Source organism: Haliscomenobacter sp. (assembly GCF_965225875.1).
GTDB lineage: Bacteria > Bacteroidota > Bacteroidia > Chitinophagales > Saprospiraceae > Haliscomenobacter.
Window position 1 is genome coordinate 2,843,143 of the sequence record NZ_CBDDBS010000002.1, and the last position, 26,447, is coordinate 2,869,589.

Sequence of the window (26,447 nt, forward strand, 5' to 3'; positions counted from 1 at the left end):
CGGTTTTTATTTGTGCTCATTGTGAGCTAGTATTTAATCGTCGGAATCATCATCGCTGCCGCTGATGGGTGCCAATTTAATGGCTTCAGGGCTTGCGAGGAGTTTATCCTTAATTTTGAGTTCCAATTCCAGAGCCACTTCTGGGTTGTCTACCAAAAATTGCTTGGCAGATTCACGACCCTGGGCAATTTTAGCACCAGCGTAGCTGTACCAGGCCCCACTCTTTTGAATGACATCGTAATCGACGCCCATGTCCACAATCTCGCCGGATTTAGATACCCCTTCACCAAAGGTGATGTCGAAAGTAGCAACGCGGAATGGTGGTGCCAGTTTATTTTTCTTTACGGTTACCTTCACCTGGTTACCAACCACGTTTCCATCCTTGTCTTTGATGGCTGCGCCGGATTTACGGATGTCCAAACGAATGGAAGCATAGAATTTCAATGCGTTACCCCCAGTAGTGGTTTCAGGGTTACCGAACATCACCCCAATTTTTTCGCGCAACTGGTTGATGAAGATGCAGCAGCAATTGGTTTTGCTGATGCTGGCGGTCAGTTTCCGCATGGCCTGGGACATCAAACGGGCTTGTACACCCACTTTGGAATCGCCCATTTCCCCTTCAATTTCACTGCGCGGTACCAGTGCAGCAACAGAGTCCACAACCAAAATATCGATAGCGCCGGAGCGAATCAGGTTTTCAGCAATTTCAAGGGCTTGTTCACCATTGTCGGGTTGAGAAATCAGGAGCTCATCCGTCTTTACGCCCAACTTTTCAGCGTAAAAGCGATCAAAGGCGTGTTCTGCATCCACAATGGCCGCAATTCCACCTTGCTTCTGACATTCTGCAATGGCGTGAATGGCTAGTGTGGTTTTACCGGAAGATTCCGGGCCATAAATTTCCACGATTCTACCCTTGGGGAGTCCATTGATGCCCAGCGCAATATCCAGACCTAATGAACCTGTAGGAATGACTTCAATATGGGCTACTTGTTTATCGCCCAAACGCATGATCGTGCCTTTACCGAAGGTCTTATCCAGACGATCCATGGTAAGTTGGAGGGCTTTTAACTTTTGGTCTTTGTCCAGTTGCGACATGGTGATTTGTGTTACGTTTGTATGCTCAAATAATATTAACAGCTTAAACAAGCTTCTACAAAGTTAGTATTAAATGTTTTAAATGCAAATTTTTGTGAAACAATTTTTAGAAAAAAGAAAAAGCGGAACCTGGATGATCATCCAGATTCCGCTTTTTCACGTGTACCATCTGATACCTTAATCCTGACCTTGAAGGGCAGCTGAGCGTTTGCTGTACTGCAGGATATTTTGTAAAGTGGATGCCTTCGCATTGAACTTTACCTTGGGCAGTTGTTCGTAAGCTTTGCGCAGTTCGCGGTATTCTTCGCGTAGTAAAATGTTGTCTTGCAGCGCTTCACGAACGGCCAGCGTTTCCGCAGCCGAAGTTTCTTGATAAAGGTATTTAATGAGCATGTCTTGAGTAAAGGTTTGATCCATGTAGCATTGTTTAATGACTGAATATCAAGTGTAAAACAAACGAAGCTAAAAAAATATTGCACCAATCCGAAAATTATTTCACAAATGCCTAATTGGCGTCTTTTGGGCAATTTGGTTTTGTCTAAGTTTTAAAGGAAAAGCTTAAACAAAAATCACCAAACGCTGTTACCCTTCCAGTTTTTACACCAACAAAGAAAATACCTTGGCAAAAAGAGTAGTTGTAATTGGGGCTGGATTTGCTGGCCTGGCTGCTGCATGTTGTTTGGCAAAAGCAGGGCACAGCGTCACTATTTTGGAAAAAAACAGTGTGCCCGGTGGTCGTGCCCGCCAGTATACTGCAGACGGTTTTGTGTTTGATATGGGGCCCAGCTGGTACTGGATGCCGGATGTGTTTGAACAGTTTTTCAACCATTTTGGAAAAAAAACCGCTGATTATTACCAACTCAAGCGTCTGGATCCTTCTTACTCCATTTTTTTTAGCCAGGATGATGTCATGCAGGTGCCTGCGGGCATGGACGAACTCTTTGCACTTTTTGAGCGCTACGAGCCGGGGAGCAGCCACAACCTGAAAAAATTTCTGGACGAAGCTCAATACAAATACGAGGTTGGAATGGCTGATTTTGTACACAAGCCCAGTCATTCCATCCTGGAATTTGCCGACATGCGTATCCTCAAAAGTATGTTTCGCCTGCAAATGTTCACCAGCATGTCGACGCATGTGCGGAAATTGTTCAAGAATCGTCAGTTGATCGAATTGTTGGAATTTCCGGTACTCTTCCTGGGAGCAACCCCAGCCAAAACTCCAGCCATGTACAGCCTGATGAATTACGCAGATATGGCTTTGGGCACCTGGTACCCCATGGGTGGCATGTACAAAATTGTAGAGGCCATGGTGAGTCTGGCCGAAGAATTGGGGGTTGTATTGCAGCTCAATCAAGAGGTCAAACAAATCGTCACTAGCAATGGCCTGGCTACAAAAGTCATCACCCAGAACGCAGAATATGCGGTCGATGCTGTGGTAGGTGGTGCGGATTACCACCACCTGGACCAACAAGTACTGGCTCCGGATCAGCGCAATTACGATGAGACGTATTGGGAAACCAGGGTTATGGCACCTTCTTCTTTGTTGTTTTATGTAGGAGTGAAAAAGCGACTGAAGAACCTCCAACACCACAACCTATTTTTTGATGAAGATTTCACCCAACACGCGATCGATATTTATGAGCAGCCGCGTTGGCCCGAGAAGCCTTTGTTCTACGTTTGTGCGCCTTCTATCACCGATCCGAGTGTAGCCCCGGAAGGATATGAAAACTTGTTTATCCTGATTCCCTTAGCCCCGGATTTGGAAGATACTGAAGCCCTGCGGGAACGCTATTACCAGGTGGTGATGGAACGTTTGGAGCGACTCACGGGGCAGGAAATCCGCTCGGAAGTGGTGTACAAGCGCTCTTACGCGCATCGCGATTTTGTACAGGATTACCACGCGTTTAAAGGAAATGCCTACGGCCTGGCAAATACTTTATTTCAAACCGCCTTTTTGAAGCCTAAACTACGTAGTAAAAAAATAGCGAACCTGTTTTTTACGGGCCAGCTCACAACCCCTGGACCAGGCGTACCACCTTCACTCATTTCGGGGCAGGTGGTAGCGCGCGAGGTCGCTAAATTATGGCCATAAAATCAAAAACACGCTAAAAATCAGCCGAACCTATGATGAGTTTATTCAACAGCACTTGTATGGAGTGCAGCCAACTGATCACCCAACGCTACAGTACCTCATTTTCGATGGGGATCAAGGTGTTTGACAAAGCTTATCGAGCACCGATTTATGCGATTTACGGATTCGTCCGCTTTGCTGATGAAATTGTGGATACTTTTCACGGATACAACAAAGCCGAGCTCTTGCAGCGCTTTAAAGAAGACACCTATCGGGCCATCGAGGAGGGCATTAGCCTTAACCCGGTCTTACAAGCATTTCAACAAGTGGTCAATCAGTACAAAATCGAACGTGAACTGATTGAAGCTTTCTTGTTCAGCATGGAAATGGATTTGCACCATCACCAGTACGAGGATCGTTTGTACCAGGAGTACATTTATGGTTCAGCAGAAGTGGTCGGACTGATGTGCCTGCGGGTATGGACCAATGGCAATGATGAGGAATACCAACGCCTGAAAGCGCCGGCACGTAGTCTGGGAGCAGCCTTCCAAAAGATCAATTTTCTGCGCGACATGAAAAGTGATTTTGATGAAAGGGGCAGGGTTTATTTTCCAGGAGTGGATTTTCGTCAATTTACCGAAGCAGATAAACTTAAAATAGAGTCCGATATCAAAGCTGATTTTGATCACGCTTATACGGGTATTGTACAATTGCCTAAGGGTGTACGTTTTGGGGTGTATTTGGCGTACGTGTATTATACCAAGTTGTTTCAAAAAATCAAAAATTCTCCGGCGCATCAGGTACAAAAACAAAGAATTCGGGTGCACGATGGTCGAAAGGTTGCTCTACTTTTGAGCTCAGCCGTCAGGAATAGTTTAAATTTGCTGTAAAATCGAATATGAAAACAGATCTTACAGCTCCCCATACACCGATGTCGAATGGTTGGAAATGGCCTATTTTGTTATGGCCTTATGCACTTGTTATTTTACTCGCGGTTTTAGGACACATCAACCTGGGGCAGTTGGTTTACGATGTACCAACTTTGGCCCATTTGCCTTTTCTGGAAAGCAGATTGACTTATGCTTATGTACATATTTTCACTTTCGTGCCTGTTTTTTTGTTGAGTTTTGACCGCAAGGTGCATTATTATAAATCCTGGCTGGATTTGTTTCCTTCCATCCTCATCATGGCGGCTTTTTTCATCGTCTGGGATGTGTACAAAACTTTAGCCGGGGTCTGGGGCTTTAATGGGTATTATGTCACCGGGCTGAACATCGTATACTTGCCCTGGGAAGAGTTGCTGTTTTTTGTAACGGTACCCTTTGCCAGTATCTTTATCTACGAATGCCTCAACGCCTACTTTCCGGGCGATCCATTGGCGCGTTGGGACAAACCCATCACCCTCGGATTGATCATTGGCTGTTTTATACTTGGCCTTCTTTATATTAGCAAAGCGTATTCCAGTACTACCTTTATCCTTACTGGTGGCTTTATGTTGTACCACTGGTACTATGTTCCAAACACTTACCGTACCCGCTTTTATCGGGCTTTTTTGGTCATTTTGATCCCTTTTTTATTGGTAGATGGGGTACTTACTGGTGGTTTTACCAAAGAGCCGATTGTGTTGTACAACCCTGAAGAGTATATGGGCATTCGTATCCTTTCTGTACCATTTGAAGATGCGGTGTATGGTTTTTTACTCCTATTTGGGGTTTGTTACTGGTTGGAGTGGTTGCGCAAGAACCATTAGTAGTGGGGCTTTTATAGTCCCTTAGTCTACTTTTTTACGTCCTTCTTTTTTTTGCGTTTAACTTTGGGCCACTATTTCAGCAAGCGATAAAGAACCGAGTACAAGATGGACATGCTTTTGAGTGGTATCAAAGTAGGGCTTATTCTTAGTTTTATGATTGGGCCCATTTTCTTCGCGTTGGTACAAACTAGTGTTGAAGAAGGCTTCCGAGCCGGCGCAATGGTTGCCTTAGGCATTTGGGTAAGTGATACCTCTTTTGTATTGGCGGTATATTATGGTGTGTCTTATTTGGCAGAAATTGTAAAAGCACCAAGTTTTTCCCTGATTCTGGGCATTGCAGGCAGCATCTTGCTGGCTTGTTTTGGATTGGTCACCCTTTTGACCATCCCCAAGGGTTTATTGACCGGTGTCCTGCCGGAGTACAAACGCAGTTCAAGTTATTTATCCTTATTCATCAAAGGTTTTTTGATCAATACGATCAACCCCTTTACCGTCTTTTTTTGGACCAGCTTGATGGGAACAGTAGTGGTTAAAGATGGGTTTGATGGCCAGCAGGCCTCCTGGTTTTTTGGGGGTGTACTGGGTACCATTGTGGTAACCGATTTATTAAAAGTGATTTTGGCGAAAAAAATTCGCTACAGTTTGCGACCCGTTCACCTGCTTTGGTTGCGCCGAATATCGGGGGGCGCTTTAATTGTTTTCGGAGTGGTTTTGTTGTTCAGGGTTTTATTCCTGCTGCAAGGGTAAAATTTCGAATTCGAGCAGTAGTTCCAACGTAGAGAAAACGAAAATCAATAAACCTACTCCAGGCACACTGACCTGGGCCTGAATGTATTCTTTTCCCGCAAGCACCTGCGGACAAACCTGAAGATCCGGATACAATTTTTTTACTTCGGCCAAAGAAATACCTTTTTTAAAGCTGATGCGTGGTAGCTTCACAACTCATAACAGTTTAAACAAAAAATGTCCAATCTAGACACTTTTTGCACTAGGAAGAAGGCAAATTGCTATGAGTTTTTTGGTGAGGGAGTCAAAAAAATTGGGGAATAGAATGTAGGAATTAAGGTACAATTATTCTAGTTCCATTCAAACGTTTCGATCATTTTTCGCAGGTCTTTTTTTACAAAATCGTACACGGGGGCCAATGAATCCGTGTTGATCTTGGTTTTAAAGTACAAGGAAGCCCGAAAGAAATGTTCTTTTTCATCCGTAATGAAAAATTGGAAAGGGGTTGCCGCAGGGCCTTCAATGGAAAAAACCATCCCTTGCAGGTCTGGGCCACGATTGATGCGTTCTTCTTCGATGTAATTGGCTTTTTTGTTGTGCCAGTCCACGAGTTCAAATGCATCGGATTTGAGTTTATCCAGAGACTTCCCTACCCCAATTCTGGAGTAAGTGCAATAAATCCGGCACTCAAAATCTGGATAGTATAAATCAAACCAGCAGGGGTTATCAGGCTTTATACCGTTTTGCCCGGTGTCCTGCTGGACTACACTACAAGTAGGATATTGAAAAGTAAATGCACAGTAGTTTTCATCAAAAGGCCGAAAGGCTTTTTGTGGATAAATGACCCGAGGAAAGGCCCTTGGGCGTGGAATGGGTGTGGGCGCATCACAAGCTATTGCCAATCCAGCAATCGATAATAAAAATGCAAAACGAAAGAGTAAGGCCATGTATTTAAATCAGCATGCGGCCATAACATCGCAAAGTCTGAGGGCTTAATCCTTTGACTTTGCGATGTATGCCTGTAAACTAAAAGGGCAAATCATCATCTGCCGTTACGGGTGCTTCCTCAGCAGAAGTGGGCATCGGCGCTTCACTAACGCTGGAAGTATTGTTGCGATTGTATGGATCGTCTTTTTCGGAAGGGAAATAGTTGCTGTTGCCGCCTGTGCCACCCTTACGCGCGTCTACGATACGGAAATACTCGCCAACCACCTCTGTGGTTTTGCGGTTATTGCCTTCTTTGTCTTGCCAGGTGCGATGCGTCAACTTACCTTCCAGATAAATCATCATACCTTTTTTCAAGTTCTTTTCGGCCCGTTCAGCAACTGAGCGCCACAAAATAATGTCGTGCCATTCGGTCAGATCCTGCCAGTTGCCCTCTTTGTCCTTGTAACTTTCACTTGTAGCCAGTGAAAACTTGGCTACCATTGCACCATTTTCCAAACTGCGGACTTCGGGGTCGCGTCCCAAGTTGCCAATGAGAATTACACGATTTACCATTGTTTTAAATTTTTATAAATTTACAACAAAGTAAAACAAAAAGCTATACCCCCGCACTACCATTTTTCATTTTTTTGTTCCCGCGCAGTTTGGGCAAAAAGAAGGCAGTCCAAAAGTATAGCTATTTGATAAACAGTGCTGTATAAAAAAGATCGAGTTCCTTTTTGTACCTTATTCCTCTTCGGAATGCTTCGAACGGGTACCGTGGATCAAGCGATGAGGATTGGCAATGTTCAAATTGATCGTATCCTTTGGCGCTGAATTGATGCTTTCCCACAACAAATCCTTGAGTTCCATCAGGCCCTGTTCGGCTACGGCGGAGATGAACAAATGTGGAATATCTTTCGGAATAGTGGGCAGTAGCATTTCTTTTAGCTCATCGTCGATCAGGTCTGCCTTGGTAATGGCCAACAATCGGGGTTTGTCCAACAATTCCGGGTTGTACACCCGCAGCTCATTCTCCAAAATCTGGTATTCCCGATTGATGTCGTCGGTATCGGCAGGTACCATGAACAGGAGCGTTGAATTGCGCTCGATGTGGCGCAAAAAACGCAAACCCAAACCTTTGCCCTCACTGGCGTGCTCGATGATCCCCGGTATATCGGCCATCACGAAGGATTTTCCATCGCGGTAAGGCACAATCCCCAGGTTAGGCGTCAGGGTAGTAAAGGGATAATCGCCAATTTTGGGCTTGGCCGCCGAAATCACGGACAAGAGGGTCGATTTACCTGCATTTGGAAAGCCAACCAAACCTACGTCCGCCAATACCTTCAGCTCCAGAATTTTCCATTCTTCAAGCCCTGGCCCGCCCGGTTGGGCATGGCTGGGTGTTTGGTTGGTGGGGGATTTAAAAAAGGCATTGCCTTTGCCACCTTGGCCACCCGGTGTGATGATTTTTATTTCATCGTGTTCGGTGATTTCGAATTCGATCTCGCCCGTTTCTGCGTCCTTGGCTACCGTGCCCAGTGGAACGTCCAGAATGACGTCCTCACCATCGGCGCCCGTACAATTGCCACCCCGGCCGTTGCCGCCCGCTTTAGCAATCACGTGCTTGCGGTATTTGAGGGACAGCAGGGTCCACACGTTGCGATTGCCCCGCAGGATGATGTGCCCACCCCGGCCGCCATCGCCGCCGTCAGGGCCTCCCTTTGCCGTCATTTTGTCCTGAAGAAAATGAACAGATCCTGATCCCCCCGCGCCAGAACGGCAACAAATTTTCACATAATCTACAAAGTTCTGTTCAGCCACACTGCATAGTTGAGGAGTTGAAGGAAGTTGAGGAAGGTTGAGAAGTTGAGGCTGCCGCAGCATCTTGCACCTCGACTTCGCTCGGTGACCGACGCTGCGGCAGCCTCAACTTCTCAACTTCTCAACCTTCTCAACCCATGATTAAAGACTATCTATCTCCGCGCACAAGCGCTCGAAAATTTCTTCAATTTCCCCAACGCCATTGATTTTAATTGAGCGACCATATTCGTCGTAAAAATCAAAAACGGGGGAGGTTTCAGCTTTGTATACCGCGATGCGTTTGCGAATGACATCTTCACTGGCATCGTCGGCACGTCCTGATGTTTTGCCTCTATTGCTTAAACGGTCCACGAGTTCTTCATCGGGTACCTCCAACATGATCAATTTTGAAATGCGCTCATCCTTTTCATCCATCAGCGCATTCAAAGCTTCACTTTGGGGAATGGTACGAGGGAAACCATCAAAAATATACCCGGCTACGTCGGGATTGGCTTCCACTTTATTGCGCAACATTCCAATGGTCACAGAGTCAGGCACCAACATGCCCCGATCCATGAAACTTTTGGCTTCCAGTCCGAGGGGGGTACTATTTCCTATTTCATAACGAAAAAGATCACCTGTAGAAATGTGCAAGAGCTGATACTTATCAACCAGTTTAGCCGCTTGGGTTCCTTTACCTGATCCTGGAGGACCAAAGAGTATCAAATTGATCATGTTTAAAGTAGGTTTTGCGTAGCAAAAGAAGCAAAAGTTATTGAAAAAATTAAGGGTTTGAAAGTTATTAATTAACCTTCAAACCCTCAAGTGATTCATTTGGCAAAAGTTGAGGGGTTAAAAAACGGCACTTCGGCTTAGCTCAGTGGCTGTTTTTTAACTCCCTCAACTTAAGTTTTACCTTCTTGGACCGATCGAAAAGCACCGAGTTTCAATTTCGGCAATCAAACCCATGGGTTCAATTGTTTCTTCGGGCACCAAGTTGAGCTGAGCAGTTACTACCTGAGCGGCAGTGGGTGCAGGAGCCACCTGCATGACTTGTGGGCCATACAACCCAACAAAGTCGGCTTTTTGTACAATTCTTCGTGCGGAAACGCTTTTGGCGTTCCAGTAGCTTGATTCATTCAGATTGTCGATAGCGACGCCTTTGGAGCAGCAGCTATGGATGAATCTGAGGCCATTTTCATCGTTGGAGTAAACCATGGCGACGTGAAAAACCCTGCTGTTGGCCGAACGGCGGAAAAAAAGCAGATCACCAGGCTGTGCAGCGCTCAGTTCAATTTTTTCGCCTTCCAGTTCCTGGGCGCGAGATGAACGTGAAACGTTGACTTTAAAATGAGCCAAAACGTAGGAAGTAAACCCGGAGCAGTCAAAACCGGTTACCGGAGAATATCCGGCGTAACGGTATGGCAACCCCATGTAAAGTTGTGCATAATCCAGAACGTCCTTGCGAAATCGCTTTTCTGCTTCTGCTACCGTTGTAGGCAGATCTGCAGGAATAGATACGTTAAGCGTCGTAGGTGCACAAGTTCCTAAGGCTAAACAAGTAGTTAATACTTCTAGCATATAATAAGTACGTTGGTTCGCATGAATGATTTATGTATGGGACTACATGGGATGTGTAACTGGGTGATTATTTGACAAATATGTTCGGATGGGACCGATGCAAAGATAAAGCAAAATTTCTGAAAGTTTCACCACTTGAAAGTGTTAAAACTTTCAATTTGCTCATTTTCAAGTAATTACAGGGAAAATTTGTTGAAAAAAGACTAAAAAAACTGGCGAAAATTCGCCTCATGGGAGTGGAAAAAGTTGAACATTGGCAAGATAGGAAATTTGTTTTGGATTTCGTACATCAATCTAAATAAAATGTCTACTTTCCGAAAAAAAGGAAGTCAATCCATGGAAAAAAACACCAATGAATCCGGCTCTTTAGCGATTCCTTTTGTAAAAAATCAACCCCGTATCCTGCAAGGTTGGGCTTTTTTTGACTGGGCCAACAGTGCTTATGCGCTCGTGATAACCGTAGCAATCTTTCCGGGCTATTTTTTGCACGTTACTGCCGACGAGGTCAAAATTTTGGGGTTAAAGATCAGTGATGGTACCCTGTATTCCTTTTCTTTGTCCTTTGCCTACTTGCTGATTGCCCTGGTTTCACCCCTACTTTCCGGAATTGCCGATTATGGAGGGCGCAAAAAAGTTTTCCTGCGCTTTTTTACCACATTAGGTGCACTGGCTTGCATTGGTTTGTTGTTTTTTACGGACATGAAAACGCTCTGGGTTGGGGTCACCTGTTTTATCCTGGCTACCATCGGTTTTTCGGGTGGGCTGGTTTTTTACAATGCCTTTTTGCCGGAGATCGCAACGGAGGATCGTTACGACAAAGTGAGCGCGACGGGGTTTAGTTACGGCTTTGCGGGGAGTATCATTTTGCTGGTGACGAACCTGATCGTGATTCAGAACTTCGAGTGGTTCGGTTTTTCTGAAAGTTTAAAGGCGGTTCCAGTAGCTTTTGTAATGGTGGGTTTGTGGTGGCTTGGTTTTGCACAAATCCCCCTGCGCCGTTTGCCGGAAGATGCGCGCCATCCTTATTCCAGAGCCTTGCTCAAGCGAGGTTATGAAGAAGTGAGTAAAACGGCTCGTCGGGTACTGGCCCGTCCCAATATGTTGCGCTACCTGTCTGCGTTCTTTTTTGCCAATGCAGGTGTACAGTCCGTACTGTATCTGGCCTCCATTTTTGCCGAAAAGGAATTGCATTTTAATACCTCAAATTTGATTGTGCTGATTTTGATTTTGCAGGTGGTTGGCATTGGGGGCGCCTATTTATTTGCCTGGATTTCCAGCAAAAAGGGCAATAAAAATGCGATGATGTACATGATGGTGATTTGGACCATGATTTGTGTTGGCGGCTATGTGGTCAGGACGGGTCTGGATTTTTACTTTCTTGCCGCAGCTGTAGGCCTGGTGATGGGGGGCATGCAGTCCCTGGCAAGGGCGACTTACGCCAAATTGTTGCCTGAAGATACTCCTGATACCGCCTCTTACTTCAGTTTTTACGATATCCTGGATAAACTCTCCACCGTGATGGGCACTTTTGTTTTTGGCCTGATCACCCAACTCAGCGGCGGAATGCGCAACTCGGTACTGTCGCTGGCGGTGTTTTTTATCATCAGCCTGATTATCATGCGGCGGGTGGTGGTTACTAAAGAGGAAACTGAATTAGGGTAGGTTGAGGAAAGTTGAGGAGTTGAGGCTACCGCGAACGGCTTAGACAAAGACCATGTCAACACCGTTCGCGGTAGCCTCAACTCCTCAACTTCTCAACTCCTCAACTTTTTCCAATCGTTTTTCTATTTTTGCAGCTCGTTTTTAACATCCAATACAAATGAGCACGCTGCAACAAACGATTGAACAAGCCTGGGAGGACCGCAGTCTCCTGGACCAAACGGAGGTCAAAGAAGCCGTATTTCAGGTAGTAGAGCTACTGGACAAGGGGCAACTCCGCGTAGCCGAACCCACTGCCGATGGCAACTGGAAGGTGAACGATTGGGTCAAAAAAGGGGTAGTGATGTACTTCCCACTGCGCCAAATGGAAACCATCGAGGTTGGCCCATTTGAATTTCACGACAAAATTCCACTCAAAAAATCATATGCCGAGATGGGTGTGCGGGTAGTCCCTCACGCCATTGCGCGTTATGGCTCTTTCTTGGAGCGTGGCGTCATCATGATGCCCAGCTACGTCAACATTGGTGCCTGGGTAGGTAGTGGCACGATGGTGGATACCTGGGCTACGGTAGGCTCCTGTGCTCAGATTGGGCGCAACGTACACCTCAGCGGGGGCGTAGGTATTGGCGGGGTACTGGAACCACCACAAGCTGCTCCAACGATCATCGAAGACGATTGTTTCATCGGCTCTCGCTGCATCGTGGTTGAAGGGGTACGGATTGAAAAAGAATGTGTTCTGGGGGCCAACGTAGTGCTCACCAACAGTACCCATATCATTGATGTGAGTGGCCCAGAGCCGGTCACCTATCGGGGCCGGGTACCAGCACGTTCGGTGGTCATTCCCGGGTCTTATACCAAAGAATTCCCTGCCGGAACCTACCAGGTGCCTTGCGCGTTGATCATCGGGCAGCGCAAAGAAAGTACCGATAAAAAGGTATCGCTGAATGATGCGCTGCGGGATTACAGTGTAGCGGTTTAAGAACCAATACTGGACATTTTTGCTCGGAGGACATGAATAGCCCCTGGCTTCAGCCTGGGGTCGTGGAAACGCCCTCTTGATTGGGCTTTAGCCACCGCCTTAATTATCAAGCTAGGGCTAAAGCCGAAATTGGAGGTTATTACGTTAACCTGAAGCCAGGGGCTATTCATGTCCTCCGAGCAAAACCGTCGAGTTCTGTGCGATTTAACTCCAGAACCTTGGAATCATGAAATATTTAATTGTCGGCCTAGGGAATATTGGTGCCGAATACGCAGACACCCGGCACAACGTCGGCTTTCTGGTGGTGGATCAACTGGCCAAAGACGCCGAGGCTAGCTGGGAAACCGAACATTTGGGTGCCCTGAGCAAGGTCAAACACAAAGGACGTACCCTCATTTTGCTCAAACCTTCCACGTACATGAACCGCAGTGGCAAGGCGGTGAATTATTGGTTACAGAAGGAAAAAATTCCGATTGAAAATCTGCTGATTGTGTTGGATGACCTCAATCTGGAATTTGGCAAACAGCGCCTGCGCGGCAAGGGTAGTGATGGAGGACACAATGGACTCAAAGACATTGATCAGGCCATTGGCAACAACTACGCCCGCTTGCGCATTGGGATCGGCAATGATTTCCGCAAAGGACAACAAGTGGATTTTGTACTCGGTGAATGGTCGGATGAGGAGAATGTGGATTTGCCCGAAATCATCAAGTATGCCGCCGATACGAGTAAAAGTTTTGCGGCAGTAGGCCTGGCACATACGATGAATACATTTAATAAGAAGTGATTTTATTTTTGCTGGAATACAAAGGCACCAAGAGAACAAGTCTTTTGGTGCCTTCGCATTTGTACCATGTACGTTTTTTGTTTAACCCAACATCAAAATAAGCAATTGCTACACAAAAAACAGCTGTGGTTGGAATGTAATCGGTTTACTTGCTACCAATTTTAACAAATCAACTGAACTCAAAATCCCTACCACTTCGTTGTGCTCTCTGACCAACAAATGGTGAATGCCATTTTTCAACATCAAATTGGCTGCAGTAGCAGTGGAGTCATCTTTGTTGATGTAGCACAGCTTGGTACTCATCACACTCATTACAGGTAAAGTGGAATCCTTGACGTTGCGCAGATCGCTGTCGGTTACAATGCCCAGGATGTCTGCACCCGAGCCTTCATCGGTAATGGGAACAGCACCGATGTCGTGCTTGCTCATTAATTTCCTTAAATCTTGCACAGTAGTCTCTACAGTGGCCATCACGACAGGACTACTCATGAGTTGCTTAATGGTCTTCATCAGTGTTATGGCTTTATAAATGATCAATAGTGGATTGCCCTAATTTTTACGAGATTATGGTCAAAATGCACTGATTTCAGTCATGACCAAGGATGATTTTGGTCAAGTCAATCAGTAATAAATTACTTCACAATTGGTTATCAGCGTTGCAGGTTTGGGGTTTTGCAGCAGCGAAAAAGGGCCTTTAAGTGCTTGTCTATTTTTTTGGAGAGGATAATTTCAAACTTTTTCAATTTAAATCTATCCAAGGATTAATGCAAGGGGTATATTGTTAAAAAAAACGTTTATGCGCCTTTTCATACCCTATTTATTTTGCTGCTTTTTTGCCTGGCCCAATCTAACCACTGCGCAGTTACAGCCTACTGACTGGTTGATTCAGCCCAGCACCGCCAAAGCCCAAGTACTGGTCAGTGCCGATGGAAAAACCATTGAGCTCAACAATGGCCTGTTGCGCCGGAGCTTCCGTTTGCAGCCCAATCTGGTTTGTTACGATTATTACAACCTGAGCAACGGTCAACAACTCATTCGAGCCCTCAAACCCGAAGCAGAAGTGAGCATCAGCGGTAAAAAATACGCCATTGGTGGTTTGTATGGGCAAAAAGAACAAGCCTATCTTTTGCCGGAATGGCTGAATACCTTCAGCGCGAACCCGCAAGATTTTCAATACCAAACTTATGAAATCCAGGAGTTAAAACCCTTCCTCAATTGGCGATCAGCCACCTGGACGGGCAATCCCCAGCAAGCGAAAGGCAAAGTGCTGAGTTTGACTTTTCGGCACAATGCACCTGCACTGGCTGGGCTGAGCATCAAGGTGCACTACGCCCTTTACGATGGCATTCCCCTTTTGTGCAAATGGGTGAGCATCGACAACCAAAGCTCCAATAGCCGCTTCAAACTGGATCGCGTACTCAACGAAATTCTGGCCATGCCCGAAGAAGAAAGTGCCGTAGTGGGTAAACCCGAACAAATGAAAAAACCCCAGGGTATTTACATTGAAACCAATTATGCCTTCAACAATGCCATGCGTTACAACATCAGTGACCAAACTACGCATTGGAAAACGGACTCGGCTTATACCTCACAAGTCAACTATTATTACGAAACACCCTGCGTTTTAGAAGTGTATCCAGACTTCGCTCCAGGCATCGAACTTCAAGCAGGCGAGCATTTTGAATCCATCCGTACCTACGAGTTGCTTTTGGACAGTTACGACCGCGAGCGCCGGGGTTTGATGGTGCGCAAGATGTACCGCACGGTTGCACCCTGGACGACCCAAAACCCGATTTTTATGCATCTGGTCAGCAAAAATGACGAGCAGGTGCGCAGCATCATTGACCAGTGTGCGGAAACGGGATACGAAGGGGTCATTCTCAGTTTTGGCAGCCATTGCAATATGGAGGACACCAGTGCCGCCAACATCCAGCGTTGGAAAACATTGACCGATTATGCGCACAGCAAAAAAATCCTAATCGGTAGCTATTCCTTGTTCAGTAGTCGGCGCATCAGCGATGAGCACGATGTGATCAATCCGTTGACTGGGAAACCCGGGGGCGCTTTCTTTGGCAATGCTCCTTGTTTTGGCAGCGTATGGGGCCTGGCTTACCTGGAAAAACTTAAATTCTTCATGTTCAAAACCGGGTTCGATATTTTTGAAAACGACGGCCCTTATCCGGGCGACCGCTGTGCCTCCACCACTCACCCCGGCCACCGCGGACTGGAAGACTCACAATGGCGGCAAATGGCCCTGCAAAAGAGCCTTTACCGTTGGTGCAATGAAAATGGCATCTACGTGAATGCGCCCGACTGGTATTTTTTGGATGGTACCCATAAAATTGGGCTGGGTTACCGGGAGGTCAATTTCTCTTTGCCACGGGCGCAGCAGAAAATCCTCAATCGCCAGAATATTTTTGATGGTACCTGGGAAAAGACCCCTTCGATGGGCTGGGGTTTTGTGCCTTTGACCGTTTACCAGGGTGGTGGTGCCGAAGCGGTACTGGAGCCCCTTTCCGAACACCTCAACGATTACGAACAATTGATGGTACAATATTATGGTGCCGGGATACAGGCTTGTTACCGTGGACCCAGGTTGTACGATACCGAAACAACCAAACAAACCGTGATCCGGGTGATTGACTGGTATAAAAAGTATCGCCAGATCCTGAACGCCGATATCATACACCTGCGGCGGCCCGATGGCCGGGATTGGGATGGCATCCTGCACGTTGACCCCAATTTGCCCGAAAAAGGACTCTTGATGTTGTACAATCCACTCAAAGTGCCGATTAAACGGAGTATTCAAGTGCCTTTGTACTATGCTGGATTAGAAACAACTGCGGTTTTTAAGGAAAAAGGGGGGAAGTCCCAAAAATTGAAATTGAACCGAAATTACGAGGCGACGCTGGAAGTGGAAATCCCGGCAGAAAGCTACACCTGGTATGTGATCAATTAAAGCTTATCTAAGCCTTGTACAATCCTCTTCCGTTCTTCCTGATAAGGTGCCGCGGCCTGCTCCACTTTTTCAATAACTTCTTGTCGGGCGGTACTGGGATGCCCGCTATCAAAGGGCGGTTGAGGATTGTACTCCATCATCAGTTGAATGGACTCGGCAGTGGTTTGATCAAACAAAGCAGCTGCAATGGTCAGCCCAAAATCAATACCCGCAGTAACACCGCCTCCGGTAATGCGATTGCGGTCTTGTACAACCCGTTCGGTACGGACATCCACGTCAAACTGCCGCAACAAATCCAGCGAAAGCCAGTGGGTAGTAGCTTGATACCCGTCCAATAAACCTGCCGCTGCCAAGATCAATGCTCCTGTACAAACCGAAGTAACGTAACGCGCATCTTGACTTTGCTGGCGCAAAAACTGCAGCAATACTTCATCCTGCAAACACTCGTTGATGCCCGGTCCACCGGGTACACAGAGCACATCCAGCTGGGGTGCTGTATCAAAAGTGCCATTGGGCAGAATGCTCAGGCCCTTTTCGGTAACAATGGGGTCCAGGTTTTTTGCCAATAATAGAACCTGCGTATCGGGCAAACGGGCAAATACCTCGTATGGCCCGGTAAGGTCGAGTTGGGTGAGTCGAGGAAAAAGAATAAAACCGATGGTGGTCATGAGTGCGCGTTGAGGAGTTGAGAGGGTCAATTGTGATTCAAAAAATCATTCACCATACCTTTTAAAACTTCAGGCTGATCTGCATGAACCCAGTGGCCAGCATTGGGAATCGTTTGTAATGTACTACGGGGAAAAAGCTCTTGAATGTGTAGAATATCTTCGTCGCGCACATACCTGGATTGTTCTCCGCGTATAAATAAGGTAGGGCCTTCAAATGGATCAGCCTCAGTGGGTGGTTCCAAAATCTGGGCATAATCGCGGTAAATAATGGGCAAGTTCATTTTCCACTCAAAACCACCTTCTTTCAGCCGCGACAGGTTTTTGAGCAAAAACTGCCGCACGCCCCATTCTGGAATGTATTGCTCAAGGATGGCTTCAGCAGCCTGGCGGCTTTCCAGTGTATTGAGGTCAACGGCAAAAAGAGCGGCAAAAATTTCGTCGTGCCCAGGGACGTAAGGGCGCGGGGCAATGTCAACCACAATGAGTTTATCCACCATGTCGGGGTAGGTCAAGGCAAACTCCATCGCCACCTTGCCACCCATGGAATGCCCCAGGATATGGGCCTTATGGATCCAGTTCTGCTCCATAAAATCGTGCAAATCCTGCGCCATCGCCGGATAACTCAAGCCATCCACATGCGGCGAACGCCCGTGATTGCGCAAATCCACCAGGTATACCAGGTAATGCTCGGCCCAGGATTTAGCCAGGGTTTGCCAGTTGTCCAGGGTTCCAAAGAGGCCATGCAAAACGATGAGGGGTTCGCCTTGGCCGAGCGATTTATGGTTTAATTCCATGCCTTAAAGTTGAGGGGTTGAGAAGTTGAGGAGTTGAGACTGCCGTGAGTTGTTTTGACCATGTTATTTGCGGCAGCCTCAACTTCTAAACTCCTCAACTTATAAACTGCTACAAAGTTATCATTTCAAACTGATCCGCAAGACCCCAATGATCACCAAAATGGTGCCCAGGAACTGCCACAATCCAAAAGTCTCGCCCAGCAAGAAATACCCCATCACAATGGTCGCTACCGGGCCGATGCTACCAATGATGGCCACATTGCTGGATCCAATGATGCGAATGGCTTCACTCATCATAAAAGTGGGCAACACCGTGGAAAGAATCGCCATGATTAATGCCAGGACATACACTGGTGCTGGAAAATGAAACAAGGCCCACTGGTAAATGATCCCATGCTGCACAATCACGCCCACACTGGCAGCCAACATGGCTAGACAAGTGTAGCGCAAAGAGCCCACTTTGGCGATGTACTTGCCGCTACCAACCAGATAAATGGCATAGGTCAATCCACTAAAAAAAATCAGGATGCTGCCTAACAACACATTGCGACCTACCCCCAACTGATCCCCATCCAAAAAGGCCAAACTCACTCCGCCATAAGTCAAGGCCAAGGCAATCCATTGGATGCGGGTTACCGGTTTTTTCAAAAAAATAGCGTTGATGGCCAACACCATGGTAGGGTATAGAAACAAAATCAAGCGCTCCAGGCCCGCAGTGATGTAAAACAAACCCATAAAATCGAGCATACTCGCCAGGTAATACCCACAAAGACCAAACAGGAAAATGGCAACCCAGTCGCGGGTGCTCAGGATTACGTGGCGATTTTCTTTCAAGGCCTTTTGTTTGGCCCAAGTGGCAATTACAAGGAAAAAAGGCAGCGAAAATACCATCCGCAAGGTGAGTAAGGAAATGCTGTCAATTTCGTAGCGGTAGGCCAATTTGACCAAAACGGCCTTGGCCGAAAAACAAAGCGCGGCAATCAACACCAAAACAGAAGCGATGATGCGTCGACGTTGGGAAAAATTGTTGCTTAAAGCAGGTGCTGTAGACATTTGGGTGCAGGTTTGAAGGTTCCAGGTATAAAAAACAGCCTTTTCCGCGAGCTGGTTGCGCGCAAAAAAGGCTCGTTTTCCAACCTTGAAAACGCGGGCAATTTTTCTTTAAACCTTGATTTAACCGAAATGATTCCTCACAGAGGCTGCTTTGATGCCGGATTTACTGCACGATTATTTTGTAAAGCGACCAGCTAGCCTCCTGGCGAATTTGTAATACATAAACTCCGGGGCTCAAGCGGGAGATATCCAGAGCGTTGGGACTGCCTTTAGTTTCCTGAACCATTCGTCCAAAAGCGTCATACATACATGCACTGTACCGCTCTGCTTGATTGGTATTTTGAATGTATAAAATGTCTTTGCTAGGCGTTGGAAAAACTTTGAATTGGGGATCGTCTACTAAAATGCTTGGAATACCAGTAACCAAGGTTGAAAAATCGGCGGTAAAAAAATCAAAAGAACTGCTCCCTGGCAAAGCCAGGGTTTCCAGGCTGCCCGTCCCTCGATATACCCCCGCCAATTGCAACTGACTACCCACACTGTAAGCCAACCCTCCGGTGTACAAGCCCCCGCTTGCATCCAACACTTCCACAGAGACGGGCCGTCCAATGCTATCCAGCACCGCCAGAAACGAACTAAAGCCATCGCTGGGATTGATGTCTTTTCCACCGTAGTTGAATCGCCCCAAGGTATAGCCACTGAGGTAAATTTGTTTGTTTTGCCACAACATCCGCGAACATTCCTGCACTTGTTCACCAGTGAAAGTTCGTGCCCACTGGAGCGCCCCCGCTGCAGAGTAAGCACCTAGGAACAAATCGGAATTGCCATCCTTACTTTGGATACTCAGGCCATTGTCGAAGCGGATTACTCCGACGATGTTGCCACAAAAATAAATGCTCCCTCTGTCATCTGTGGCAATATCGATGGGGGTAGCATCGTATACGCCCCCGCCCTTGCGCGCCCACAACACCTGGCCATCAGGCCCCCAGGCGGTTATGAATAAATCCTGGTCAGTGGTATTGGCAGCAAAAATATCGTTGCCAAATTGTACACTTTTGTCAAAACTGCCTAGGCCTACCACTGCTCGTCCGGGTAATTCAGCGATACCTGCCAGACGGGTACTGCCCGTCACCCCGTGGTGTTGCAGCCACTGCAAACGCCCGTCTGCTTCCAGGCGCAGCAAAAAAAGGTCGCTTTGCCCCGCTGCTGCCCATTTTTTGTCCTCCACAAACAGCGTATCACCAAAAGAACCACTTACCCAGATGTTGCCATTGTCGTTGAGCAACACATCGCTGACACTTTTTAGGCCCGAACCATCAATGACTTTAGCCCAGGACAAACGGCCCGAGGGCAGAAATGACAACACAAAAATAGCCTTGCCCGCATCCCGGGCAGCCAGCGTAGTATCGGGCAAAACCAGTTCCCGCCAAAACACGCCTGCGCACAACAAGCCGCCATTGCTCAAGGGTCGCACCGCTACAATTTCCTCATCCAATGGGCCGCCGCCATGGCTGAAATAACGGTATTGGGCGCTACCTTTGGGGCGTTGCAGGATGACAAAATCACTACCGCCCTGGCTAGTGAGCGTACGCCCACCCAACTGCATTTTCCCCTGGAAGCTAAACCCCGTGGCGCAGTGTCCTTCACTATTGCAGTACAAATCTCCAGGGTTTTCATTGCCGGAGCCACCGAATGTCTGGAGATTTTGCCATTTTTGGGCGCAAATCCAATTCGGAAGAAAAAATGCCAGGCAAATGATTAACCTGAATTTTGCGATTCTGGAATAGGCGGCTATACGAATCATATTGGCTTGTCGTTAATTTGTTCTAAAACAGAAACACTGCACCATGCATAAGTTCATCGAATATCGGCATTTTGCCCTAATCCTCTTGGTTTTTATGGTATTTGTCGGCTGTAAGAAAAAAGGAGAGGATCCGAATCAGGCTCAAAAAACGGGCAATGCCAAATTGGATCAGCTCAATGCCCGAATTGAAAAGAGCCCCAAAAATGCAGACTTGTACTACGCCCGTGCCGAGCAGTATTTTGAACTGGAAGGTTATGATGAAGCCATTGCCGACCTCAATAAAGCCATCAGCATCGATTCCAGCAAAGTGGACTACTACCACCTCCTGGCGGATGCATACATGGATTATTTTAAAAGTTTTAAGGCGCTGAAAACCCTGGAAACGGCGGTGATGCGCTTTCCTCGACGCATTCCCACCTTGCTCAAATTGTCGGAATTTCAGATGATCCTGCAAATGCACAAAGAATCGATGAAAAGCATCGATCAGGTCTTGCAAATTGACCCCCAAAATGCGGAAGCCTTTTTCATGTTCGGAATGAACTTCAAAGAAATGGGGGATACGGCCCGCGCCATCAACAGTTTTCAAACCGCCGTCGAAAACGACCCCGAGCTGGTAGATGCCTGGATCAACCTTGGGCAATTGCATGCTGCTCTGGGCAATGCCATCGCCGGGCGTTATTTTGAGACTGCTACCCGCATTGACCCTAAAAACATCGAAGCACTTCACGCTCGCGGCTATTACCAGCAAAGCATCGGCGACCTGAAAGGCTCACTGGCTACTTTCCGCAAGATCAACCGCATTGATCCTAAATACGCCGAAGGTTACTTTAACGCCGGGCTCTTGCTGATGGACATGGACTCGATTCCTTCGGCTTATGAAAAGTTTGATGCGGCTATTAAAGCTTCACCAGTACACATTCAAGCCTATTTCTACCGGGGCGTCGCGGCGGAAATTTTGGGCAAAAAGCAACAGGCCAAGGCGGATTATGAGCAGGCGCTGAAGTTGGCTCCGGATTATACAAAGGCGAAGGAGGGATTGGAAAGGGTGAGGTAGTTTTTTTTCAAAAAACAATAAAAACCAAGACAATCAGCACCCAGATCAACCAAAACAAATACACCACCAAATTTCGCTTTTGCCTCAATCGCTCACAGTACGCGTCACTTTCTTCTTTCCAGGAAGGAACAGGCAGAAAATTTTCACCACCAGTACGCCACACCGACCCCATGGTGTCCTGCCAAAAATCGTGGTATTTGCCGCCGACGCGCCGCTTTTCCATCCGCACGGAAAGGTGCCCCATGAAAACCATCAGGCCCAGAATAAACAAGATGATTAAGATTCGTATCACAATGAGCATAGGAAGAAATTGTCGTTTGTAGCCCTAACTAAAAAACTTAAATTAGCACCCTGGTAACTTCCTACAAATCTACATTTTTTTAAGGCTTCGCACTGTTGTTTATTGGTTTTTTGCAGGTTTTCCAACCAAGTAATTTTTTGCGTCATACCAATCCATCCAAGGCTCCGGCCAGCTCCAGCCCGGCATTTTTCCCCTGGCCCTGGTAGCGCAATTCCCCCCTTTCATAAAAAGCAACATCCAGGGTGGCCTGCATACTCTCGTTCACCTTGCCCGTCATTTGGCCACTAATGGGAGAAATCAAATTGGCCCCCGGAGCAGGGTGCGCGGTGATTTCAAGGCGGTTTTTGCGGTCAAAAAAAGCCAGTTTCACTTGGTTCTCCGCCAGTTCCACCTGCATTTTGGCTCCGGTGTAGGTGGCAAAACGGTACAATTTCCCTTCCCACAAAAAACCAACAATATAGCCGATAAAATGGCTGCCCAGCCAGGGAATATGCGCCACTGAAGCCATCAAGGACATGGGCTTGGTGCTGTCAAAATGGTTGCTTTGCATCCAAATCCAAGCTTTTGGAAAGGACACTCCCCAGTCCTTTTCGACATAACCGATACCAGAACTAAAGTCAACAGCTTGATCGTACACTTCCAATTGCCCTTGCAAACGATGGTGTACACTCACGACCCCGTGGTAACACTCCATAAATGGCACAAAACTGAACCACCCCATGATGCCTGGGGCACCCAGCATTTTGGGCCAGGGATGCAGGTTTTGCAGGTGGAGGGTGCCTTTTAATTGGGGCAGATTGAGGGTGATTTTTTCGGCAGAAAAAAAATTATCGCCCAACTGTACGGCAAAGCGATCCGTACTGGGCTGAAAGGCTTCAATGGGGAATTGGTGGTAAAAGGCCTTGCACTGAATGCCATCCAAAACTTGGATAAAGGCATGCGCCTGCCCATCCTGTGCATAACTCACCCCGGGAATCACCGCAAAAACCGCCTTGCTACTGGGGTCAACCAATTTGAAGTACCAGCCTTCAAAGTAGTTGCGGGTACGCCCCCAGCCGTGGTACATTTCGGGCTGCCAAAGGGCGCGCCAGCGGAGTGTTTGATTTTGCATGGTGATTTACATTTTTTTAAACTGAAAATGCCGCGCTCTAATTTATGTTTATTCTCAACAATGATTTAACCTTTTATTTACAATAACTTAAATTTAGTAATCCATTGGTTAAGCCTGTATAAACTATTTTTGTCTGGATCAAATTACCCTAATCAAAACGTACACTCAATGAAACTAGGTTTACGACTATGGCCACTCCTGGCCATGTTGTGTTTATGCTCAAACATTTACGCACAACAAACTACTTCTTCCATCCAAGGTACTGCAACTTCTGAATCTGGCGAAGCCCTCGTAGGTGCCAGTGTAGTTGCCACGCACGTTGAATCAGGCACCGTTTATGGTGTGGACACACGTGGAGATGGGGGCTTTACGATTCCCAACATGCGGGTAGGTGGCCCTTACTCGATTAAAGTGACCTACGTAGGCTTTAAAGATTTCCAACTCGATGGCGTTTTCCTGCAATTGGGCAGCAAATTCACCGTCAATGCCAAGTTGGCTGAAAATTCTGCACTTTTAGGCGAGGTAGAAATCACGTCTAACCGTACCGATATTTTTGGCAAAGGCCGGACAGGTTCTGAGACCAACGTTGGTTCGGACGCATTGACCAAACTGCCCACCATCACCCGTTCGGCACAAGATTTCTACCGGGCTACTCCAGCTTCGGATGGGGTTTCTTTTGCGGGCCGCAATGACCAGTTCAACAACTTCACCATTGATGGCGCCATTTTTAACAACCCATTTGGTTTGGATGCGGCTACTCCGGGTGGACAGGCGGATGCCCAACCCATTTCGCTGGATGCCATTGAACAAATCACCGTTTCCCTGGCACCTTATGATGTAAGCCAGGCTGGCTTTACAGGTGCTTCGGTGAACGCGGTAACCAAATCGGGAACCAATACCCTCAAAGGTTCCGTATTTGGATTTTTCCGCAACCAGGATTTGACGGGTGGAAAAGTAAGTGGAGAAAAAATTGTCGTACCGGATCTTTCTCAAGTCCAGTACGGATTTGCATTGGGTGGTCCGATCATCAAAAACAAACTTTTCTTCTTTGCCAACGCTGAGATCGACGATCGTAGCGACCTCGGCTCCACCGCTATTGCTGCTGCCGCCGGACGCACAGGTTCCAACGTATCGCGGGTAGCCAAGTCGGATTTGGACGCGGTTTCCGAAGCTTTGAATCGCAAATACCAATACAAAACCGGCCCGTACGAAGACTATCTGCACAATACCAATAGCACCAAGGCCATCTTGAAACTGGACTACCAAATCAGCAAAAACCATACCCTGACGGCAACCTACAACTTCCTGGATGCCTTCAAACAAAAACCTGCTCACCCTTCGGCAATCGGTCGCCGGGGACCAGACTTGACTACACTGCAATTTTTCAATTCCGGCTATCAGATCAACAACAAGATCAATTCCGGCATCATCGAATTGCGTTCCTTGTTTGGCAATTCTGCGGCCAACAAGTTGCAAGTGGGCTACACTGCTTTCCGCGACGCCCGCGATCCTTTTTCAGAGCCATTCCCGGTAATCAATATCGCCAAGGACGGGATTCGTTACATCGTAGCGGGCCATGAGCCCTTCTCGGTGTTTAACCGCTTGAATCAAGACGTTTTCCAGTTTAACGACAATTTCAACATCTACAAAGGCAAACACAACTACACCATCGGCACCAGTCTGGAAGTGTTTAGTTTTGACAACTCCTTCAACCTGAATGCTTATGGAGGCACCTTTGGCCCTGACTTCGTCAGCACAACTGCCTTTTTGGACAGCGTAAACACAGGCGCTTTCGACAATGAAGTAGCCGCTGCCCGCGCTTTTGCCAATGCCAATGGGGGTGAAAATGGCACCCCAGGCAAAGGTTGGGCTCTTGCTGAAACCAACGTGGGGCAATTTGCCTTTTACCTGCAAGACGAATGGACGGTGAATAAAAAATTCACACTGACCTATGGTATCCGCATGGACATGCCTTTGTACTTCAACACGCCTGAAAAAATCCAGGAAAACATCGACCGCAACTGCTGCTATGACGGAAGCATCACCTGGTACAACGAGCAGGGAGACCCTCAAAAATTTGACCATACCAAGTTGCCCAAACAGGTACCACTCTTCTCGCCCCGGATTGGCTTCAATTACGACCTGAGCAACGATGGCAAAAGTGCTCAATTGCGCGGGGGGACGGGCTTTTTCACGGGCCGTTTGCCTTTCGTATGGATTGGCAACCAGGTTGCAAACCCCAACTTCTTTTTCTACAACTACACCGATCCGAACTTCAAGTTCCCACAAGTATGGCGCTCTAACCTGGGCTATGACCGCAAAATGGGTAATTGGGTCTTCACCCTCGATGTGCTGTATACCAAAGACCTGCAAGCTGCCATGGTGCGCAACTACGGCCTGAAATTGCCAACTGGCAAGTTGCAAGGCCCCGACAATCGTCCGATTTATACCAATGCTGACCGCACCCTGGTGTTTGGTGGCCCCACCAATGCTTACGTGTTCTCCAACACCAACGTGGGTTACTCCTTCAATACCAGCGTACAGTTGCGCCGCAATTTCAAAAATGGCCAGGTGATGTTGGGTTACAACTTCCTGGATGCCAAGGATGCTTCTTCGGTGGAAGCAGAAATTTCCAGCGATGCCTTCGACCGCAACCCGGCCATCAACCATGTAAACAATGCGCTCTTGGCACCTTCTTTGTTTGGAGCGAAGCACCGCATCATTGGCTCGGCCTTCAAAACGTTTGAGTACGGTGGCCGTTGGGCGACTACTTTGTCGACCTTCTTCCAGTATGCCCAAGGTGGTACCACTCAAAACGACAACGTAGCCGACTTCCGCTTCAGCTACACTTACTCTGGTGACATCAACAACGATGGCTCAGGCCTCAACGACCTGCTCTTCATCCCAACTGATGCTCAATTGAGCCAAATGAACTTCCAAACTGCGGCCCAGCGTGATGCCTTCCGCAGCTTCATTCAGCAAGACAAATACTTGAGTGCCAACCGCGGCAAGTACGTTGAAAAATACGGCATCCTGGCGCCCTGGTATTCGCAGTGGGACATTCGTATCGCACAAGACATGAAGATGGGTGACGGTGGCCGTGGAATCCAGCTCAGCCTGGATATTCTGAACTTTGGCAACCTATTGAACTCCAACTGGGGTGTACGCCAATTGCCAGTGAATACCCAGCCGCTGGGCGTAAGTGTGGCCAATGGAGTACCAACTTACTCCTTTGACGCTTCGCTCAAAAATACTTTTGCTGACGACTTTAGCTTGTTATCGAGATGGCAGGCGAGAGTGGGTTTGCGGTATACTTTCTAAATCGTAA

At 47.3% G+C, this 26,447-nt stretch carries 25 protein-coding genes; 10 read left to right on the top strand and 15 right to left on the bottom strand.

The window, feature by feature from the left end; all coding sequences use genetic code 11:
* Positions 1–33: 33 nt before the first annotated feature.
* Positions 34–1,095: a recombinase RecA gene (gene recA, locus ACO08K_RS14040; RefSeq protein ID WP_421797033.1), complete on the bottom strand. Its 1,062-nt coding sequence runs from the start codon at positions 1,093–1,095 to the stop codon at positions 34–36.
* Between the two features lie 177 nt (positions 1,096–1,272).
* Complete coding sequence (locus ACO08K_RS14045) at positions 1,273–1,512, bottom strand: hypothetical protein (RefSeq protein WP_320027591.1); 240 nt, start codon at positions 1,510–1,512, stop codon at positions 1,273–1,275.
* Between the two features lie 202 nt (positions 1,513–1,714).
* Here ACO08K_RS14045 and ACO08K_RS14050 point away from each other — a divergent pair, with 202 nt between their 5' ends.
* The 4 genes from ACO08K_RS14050 to ACO08K_RS14065 all read left to right on the top strand — a co-directional run bounded on the left by ACO08K_RS14050 (position 1,715) and on the right by ACO08K_RS14065 (position 5,663).
* Positions 1,715–3,187, top strand: coding sequence for a phytoene desaturase family protein (locus ACO08K_RS14050; RefSeq protein WP_421797034.1), 1,473 nt, complete (start codon positions 1,715–1,717; stop codon positions 3,185–3,187).
* A 32-nt stretch (positions 3,188–3,219) separates the two neighbouring features.
* Complete coding sequence (locus ACO08K_RS14055) at positions 3,220–4,056, top strand: phytoene/squalene synthase family protein (RefSeq protein WP_421797035.1); 837 nt, start codon at positions 3,220–3,222, stop codon at positions 4,054–4,056.
* An 8-nt stretch (positions 4,057–4,064) separates the two neighbouring features.
* Complete coding sequence (locus ACO08K_RS14060) at positions 4,065–4,916, top strand: lycopene cyclase domain-containing protein (protein WP_421797036.1); 852 nt, start codon at positions 4,065–4,067, stop codon at positions 4,914–4,916.
* A gap of 105 nt (positions 4,917–5,021) precedes the next feature.
* On the top strand, positions 5,022–5,663 hold the full coding sequence (locus ACO08K_RS14065) for a LysE family translocator (protein WP_421797037.1): 642 nt from the start codon (positions 5,022–5,024) through the stop codon (positions 5,661–5,663).
* On the opposite strand, the gene ACO08K_RS14070 is transcribed toward ACO08K_RS14065, so the two are convergent.
* The 6 genes from ACO08K_RS14070 to ACO08K_RS14095 all read right to left on the bottom strand — a co-directional run bounded on the left by ACO08K_RS14070 (position 5,643) and on the right by ACO08K_RS14095 (position 9,950).
* Complete coding sequence (locus tag ACO08K_RS14070; protein ID WP_421797038.1) at positions 5,643–5,855, bottom strand: hypothetical protein; 213 nt, start codon at positions 5,853–5,855, stop codon at positions 5,643–5,645. The two genes, ACO08K_RS14065 and ACO08K_RS14070, sit on opposite strands and share 21 nt — an antisense overlap.
* Positions 5,856–5,992: 137 nt before the next feature.
* Positions 5,993–6,589 carry a hypothetical protein gene (locus tag ACO08K_RS14075; protein WP_421797039.1) on the bottom strand — a complete coding sequence of 199 codons (597 nt, stop codon included), beginning with the start codon at positions 6,587–6,589 and terminating at the stop codon, positions 5,993–5,995.
* A 79-nt stretch (positions 6,590–6,668) separates the two neighbouring features.
* The gene (locus ACO08K_RS14080) at positions 6,669–7,142 is read right to left on the bottom strand and encodes a single-stranded DNA-binding protein (protein ID WP_421797040.1); all 474 of its coding nucleotides are present in this window, start codon (positions 7,140–7,142) and stop codon (positions 6,669–6,671) included.
* Positions 7,143–7,313: 171 nt separating this feature from the next.
* Positions 7,314–8,390, bottom strand: a complete 1,077-nt coding sequence (obgE, locus tag ACO08K_RS14085) for a GTPase ObgE (RefSeq protein WP_421797041.1) — start codon at positions 8,388–8,390, stop codon at positions 7,314–7,316.
* 141 nt (positions 8,391–8,531) lie between these two features.
* On the bottom strand, positions 8,532–9,104 hold the full coding sequence (locus tag ACO08K_RS14090) for an adenylate kinase (RefSeq protein WP_421797042.1): 573 nt from the start codon (positions 9,102–9,104) through the stop codon (positions 8,532–8,534).
* Positions 9,105–9,281: 177 nt separating this feature from the next.
* The gene (locus ACO08K_RS14095; protein WP_421797043.1) at positions 9,282–9,950 is read right to left on the bottom strand and encodes a C40 family peptidase; all 669 of its coding nucleotides are present in this window, start codon (positions 9,948–9,950) and stop codon (positions 9,282–9,284) included.
* 303 nt (positions 9,951–10,253) lie between these two features.
* On the opposite strand from ACO08K_RS14095, the gene ACO08K_RS14100 reads away from it, so the two are divergent.
* The 3 genes from ACO08K_RS14100 to pth all read left to right on the top strand — a co-directional run bounded on the left by ACO08K_RS14100 (position 10,254) and on the right by pth (position 13,375).
* Positions 10,254–11,612 (top strand): MFS transporter, encoded by a 1,359-nt coding sequence (locus tag ACO08K_RS14100; protein ID WP_421797044.1) that lies wholly within the window; start codon positions 10,254–10,256, stop codon positions 11,610–11,612.
* A 157-nt stretch (positions 11,613–11,769) separates the two neighbouring features.
* Entirely contained in the window at positions 11,770–12,588 is an 819-nt protein-coding gene (locus ACO08K_RS14105; protein WP_421797045.1) for a 2,3,4,5-tetrahydropyridine-2,6-dicarboxylate N-succinyltransferase, read from the top strand.
* A 226-nt stretch (positions 12,589–12,814) separates the two neighbouring features.
* Positions 12,815–13,375 carry an aminoacyl-tRNA hydrolase gene (gene pth, locus ACO08K_RS14110; RefSeq protein ID WP_421797046.1) on the top strand — a complete coding sequence of 187 codons (561 nt, stop codon included), beginning with the start codon at positions 12,815–12,817 and terminating at the stop codon, positions 13,373–13,375.
* Positions 13,376–13,483: 108 nt separating this feature from the next.
* On the opposite strand, the gene ACO08K_RS14115 is transcribed toward pth, so the two are convergent.
* A complete protein-coding gene (locus ACO08K_RS14115; protein WP_421797047.1) occupies positions 13,484–13,885 on the bottom strand; it encodes a cyclic nucleotide-binding/CBS domain-containing protein in 402 nt (133 codons plus the stop codon).
* A gap of 286 nt (positions 13,886–14,171) precedes the next feature.
* Between ACO08K_RS14115 and ACO08K_RS14120 the strand changes: the two genes are divergently transcribed.
* On the top strand, positions 14,172–16,334 hold the full coding sequence (locus tag ACO08K_RS14120; protein WP_421797048.1) for an alpha-galactosidase: 2,163 nt from the start codon (positions 14,172–14,174) through the stop codon (positions 16,332–16,334).
* On the opposite strand, the gene ACO08K_RS14125 is transcribed toward ACO08K_RS14120, so the two are convergent.
* The 4 genes from ACO08K_RS14125 to ACO08K_RS14140 all read right to left on the bottom strand — a co-directional run bounded on the left by ACO08K_RS14125 (position 16,331) and on the right by ACO08K_RS14140 (position 20,653).
* Positions 16,331–17,002, bottom strand: coding sequence for a DJ-1/PfpI family protein (locus ACO08K_RS14125; protein WP_421797049.1), 672 nt, complete (start codon positions 17,000–17,002; stop codon positions 16,331–16,333). The two genes, ACO08K_RS14120 and ACO08K_RS14125, sit on opposite strands and share 4 nt — an antisense overlap.
* Before the next feature lie 26 nt (positions 17,003–17,028).
* Positions 17,029–17,796: an alpha/beta fold hydrolase gene (locus ACO08K_RS14130; RefSeq protein ID WP_421797050.1), complete on the bottom strand. Its 768-nt coding sequence runs from the start codon at positions 17,794–17,796 to the stop codon at positions 17,029–17,031.
* A gap of 120 nt (positions 17,797–17,916) precedes the next feature.
* Positions 17,917–18,849, bottom strand: coding sequence for a DMT family transporter (locus ACO08K_RS14135; RefSeq protein WP_421797051.1), 933 nt, complete (start codon positions 18,847–18,849; stop codon positions 17,917–17,919).
* A 163-nt stretch (positions 18,850–19,012) separates the two neighbouring features.
* Positions 19,013–20,653: a T9SS type A sorting domain-containing protein gene (locus ACO08K_RS14140; RefSeq protein ID WP_421797052.1), complete on the bottom strand. Its 1,641-nt coding sequence runs from the start codon at positions 20,651–20,653 to the stop codon at positions 19,013–19,015.
* Between the two features lie 43 nt (positions 20,654–20,696).
* On the opposite strand from ACO08K_RS14140, the gene ACO08K_RS14145 reads away from it, so the two are divergent.
* A complete protein-coding gene (locus ACO08K_RS14145; protein ID WP_421797053.1) occupies positions 20,697–21,707 on the top strand; it encodes a tetratricopeptide repeat protein in 1,011 nt (336 codons plus the stop codon).
* Positions 21,708–21,714: 7 nt separating this feature from the next.
* Here ACO08K_RS14145 and ACO08K_RS14150 read toward each other — a convergent pair whose 3' ends face one another.
* The gene (locus ACO08K_RS14150; protein ID WP_320030862.1) at positions 21,715–22,008 is read right to left on the bottom strand and encodes a hypothetical protein; all 294 of its coding nucleotides are present in this window, start codon (positions 22,006–22,008) and stop codon (positions 21,715–21,717) included.
* A gap of 142 nt (positions 22,009–22,150) precedes the next feature.
* The gene (locus ACO08K_RS14155; protein WP_421797054.1) at positions 22,151–23,119 is read right to left on the bottom strand and encodes a tocopherol cyclase family protein; all 969 of its coding nucleotides are present in this window, start codon (positions 23,117–23,119) and stop codon (positions 22,151–22,153) included.
* A 168-nt stretch (positions 23,120–23,287) separates the two neighbouring features.
* Between ACO08K_RS14155 and ACO08K_RS14160 the strand changes: the two genes are divergently transcribed.
* Entirely contained in the window at positions 23,288–26,440 is a 3,153-nt protein-coding gene (locus tag ACO08K_RS14160) for a TonB-dependent receptor (RefSeq protein ID WP_421797055.1), read from the top strand.
* Positions 26,441–26,447 lie beyond the last annotated feature (7 nt).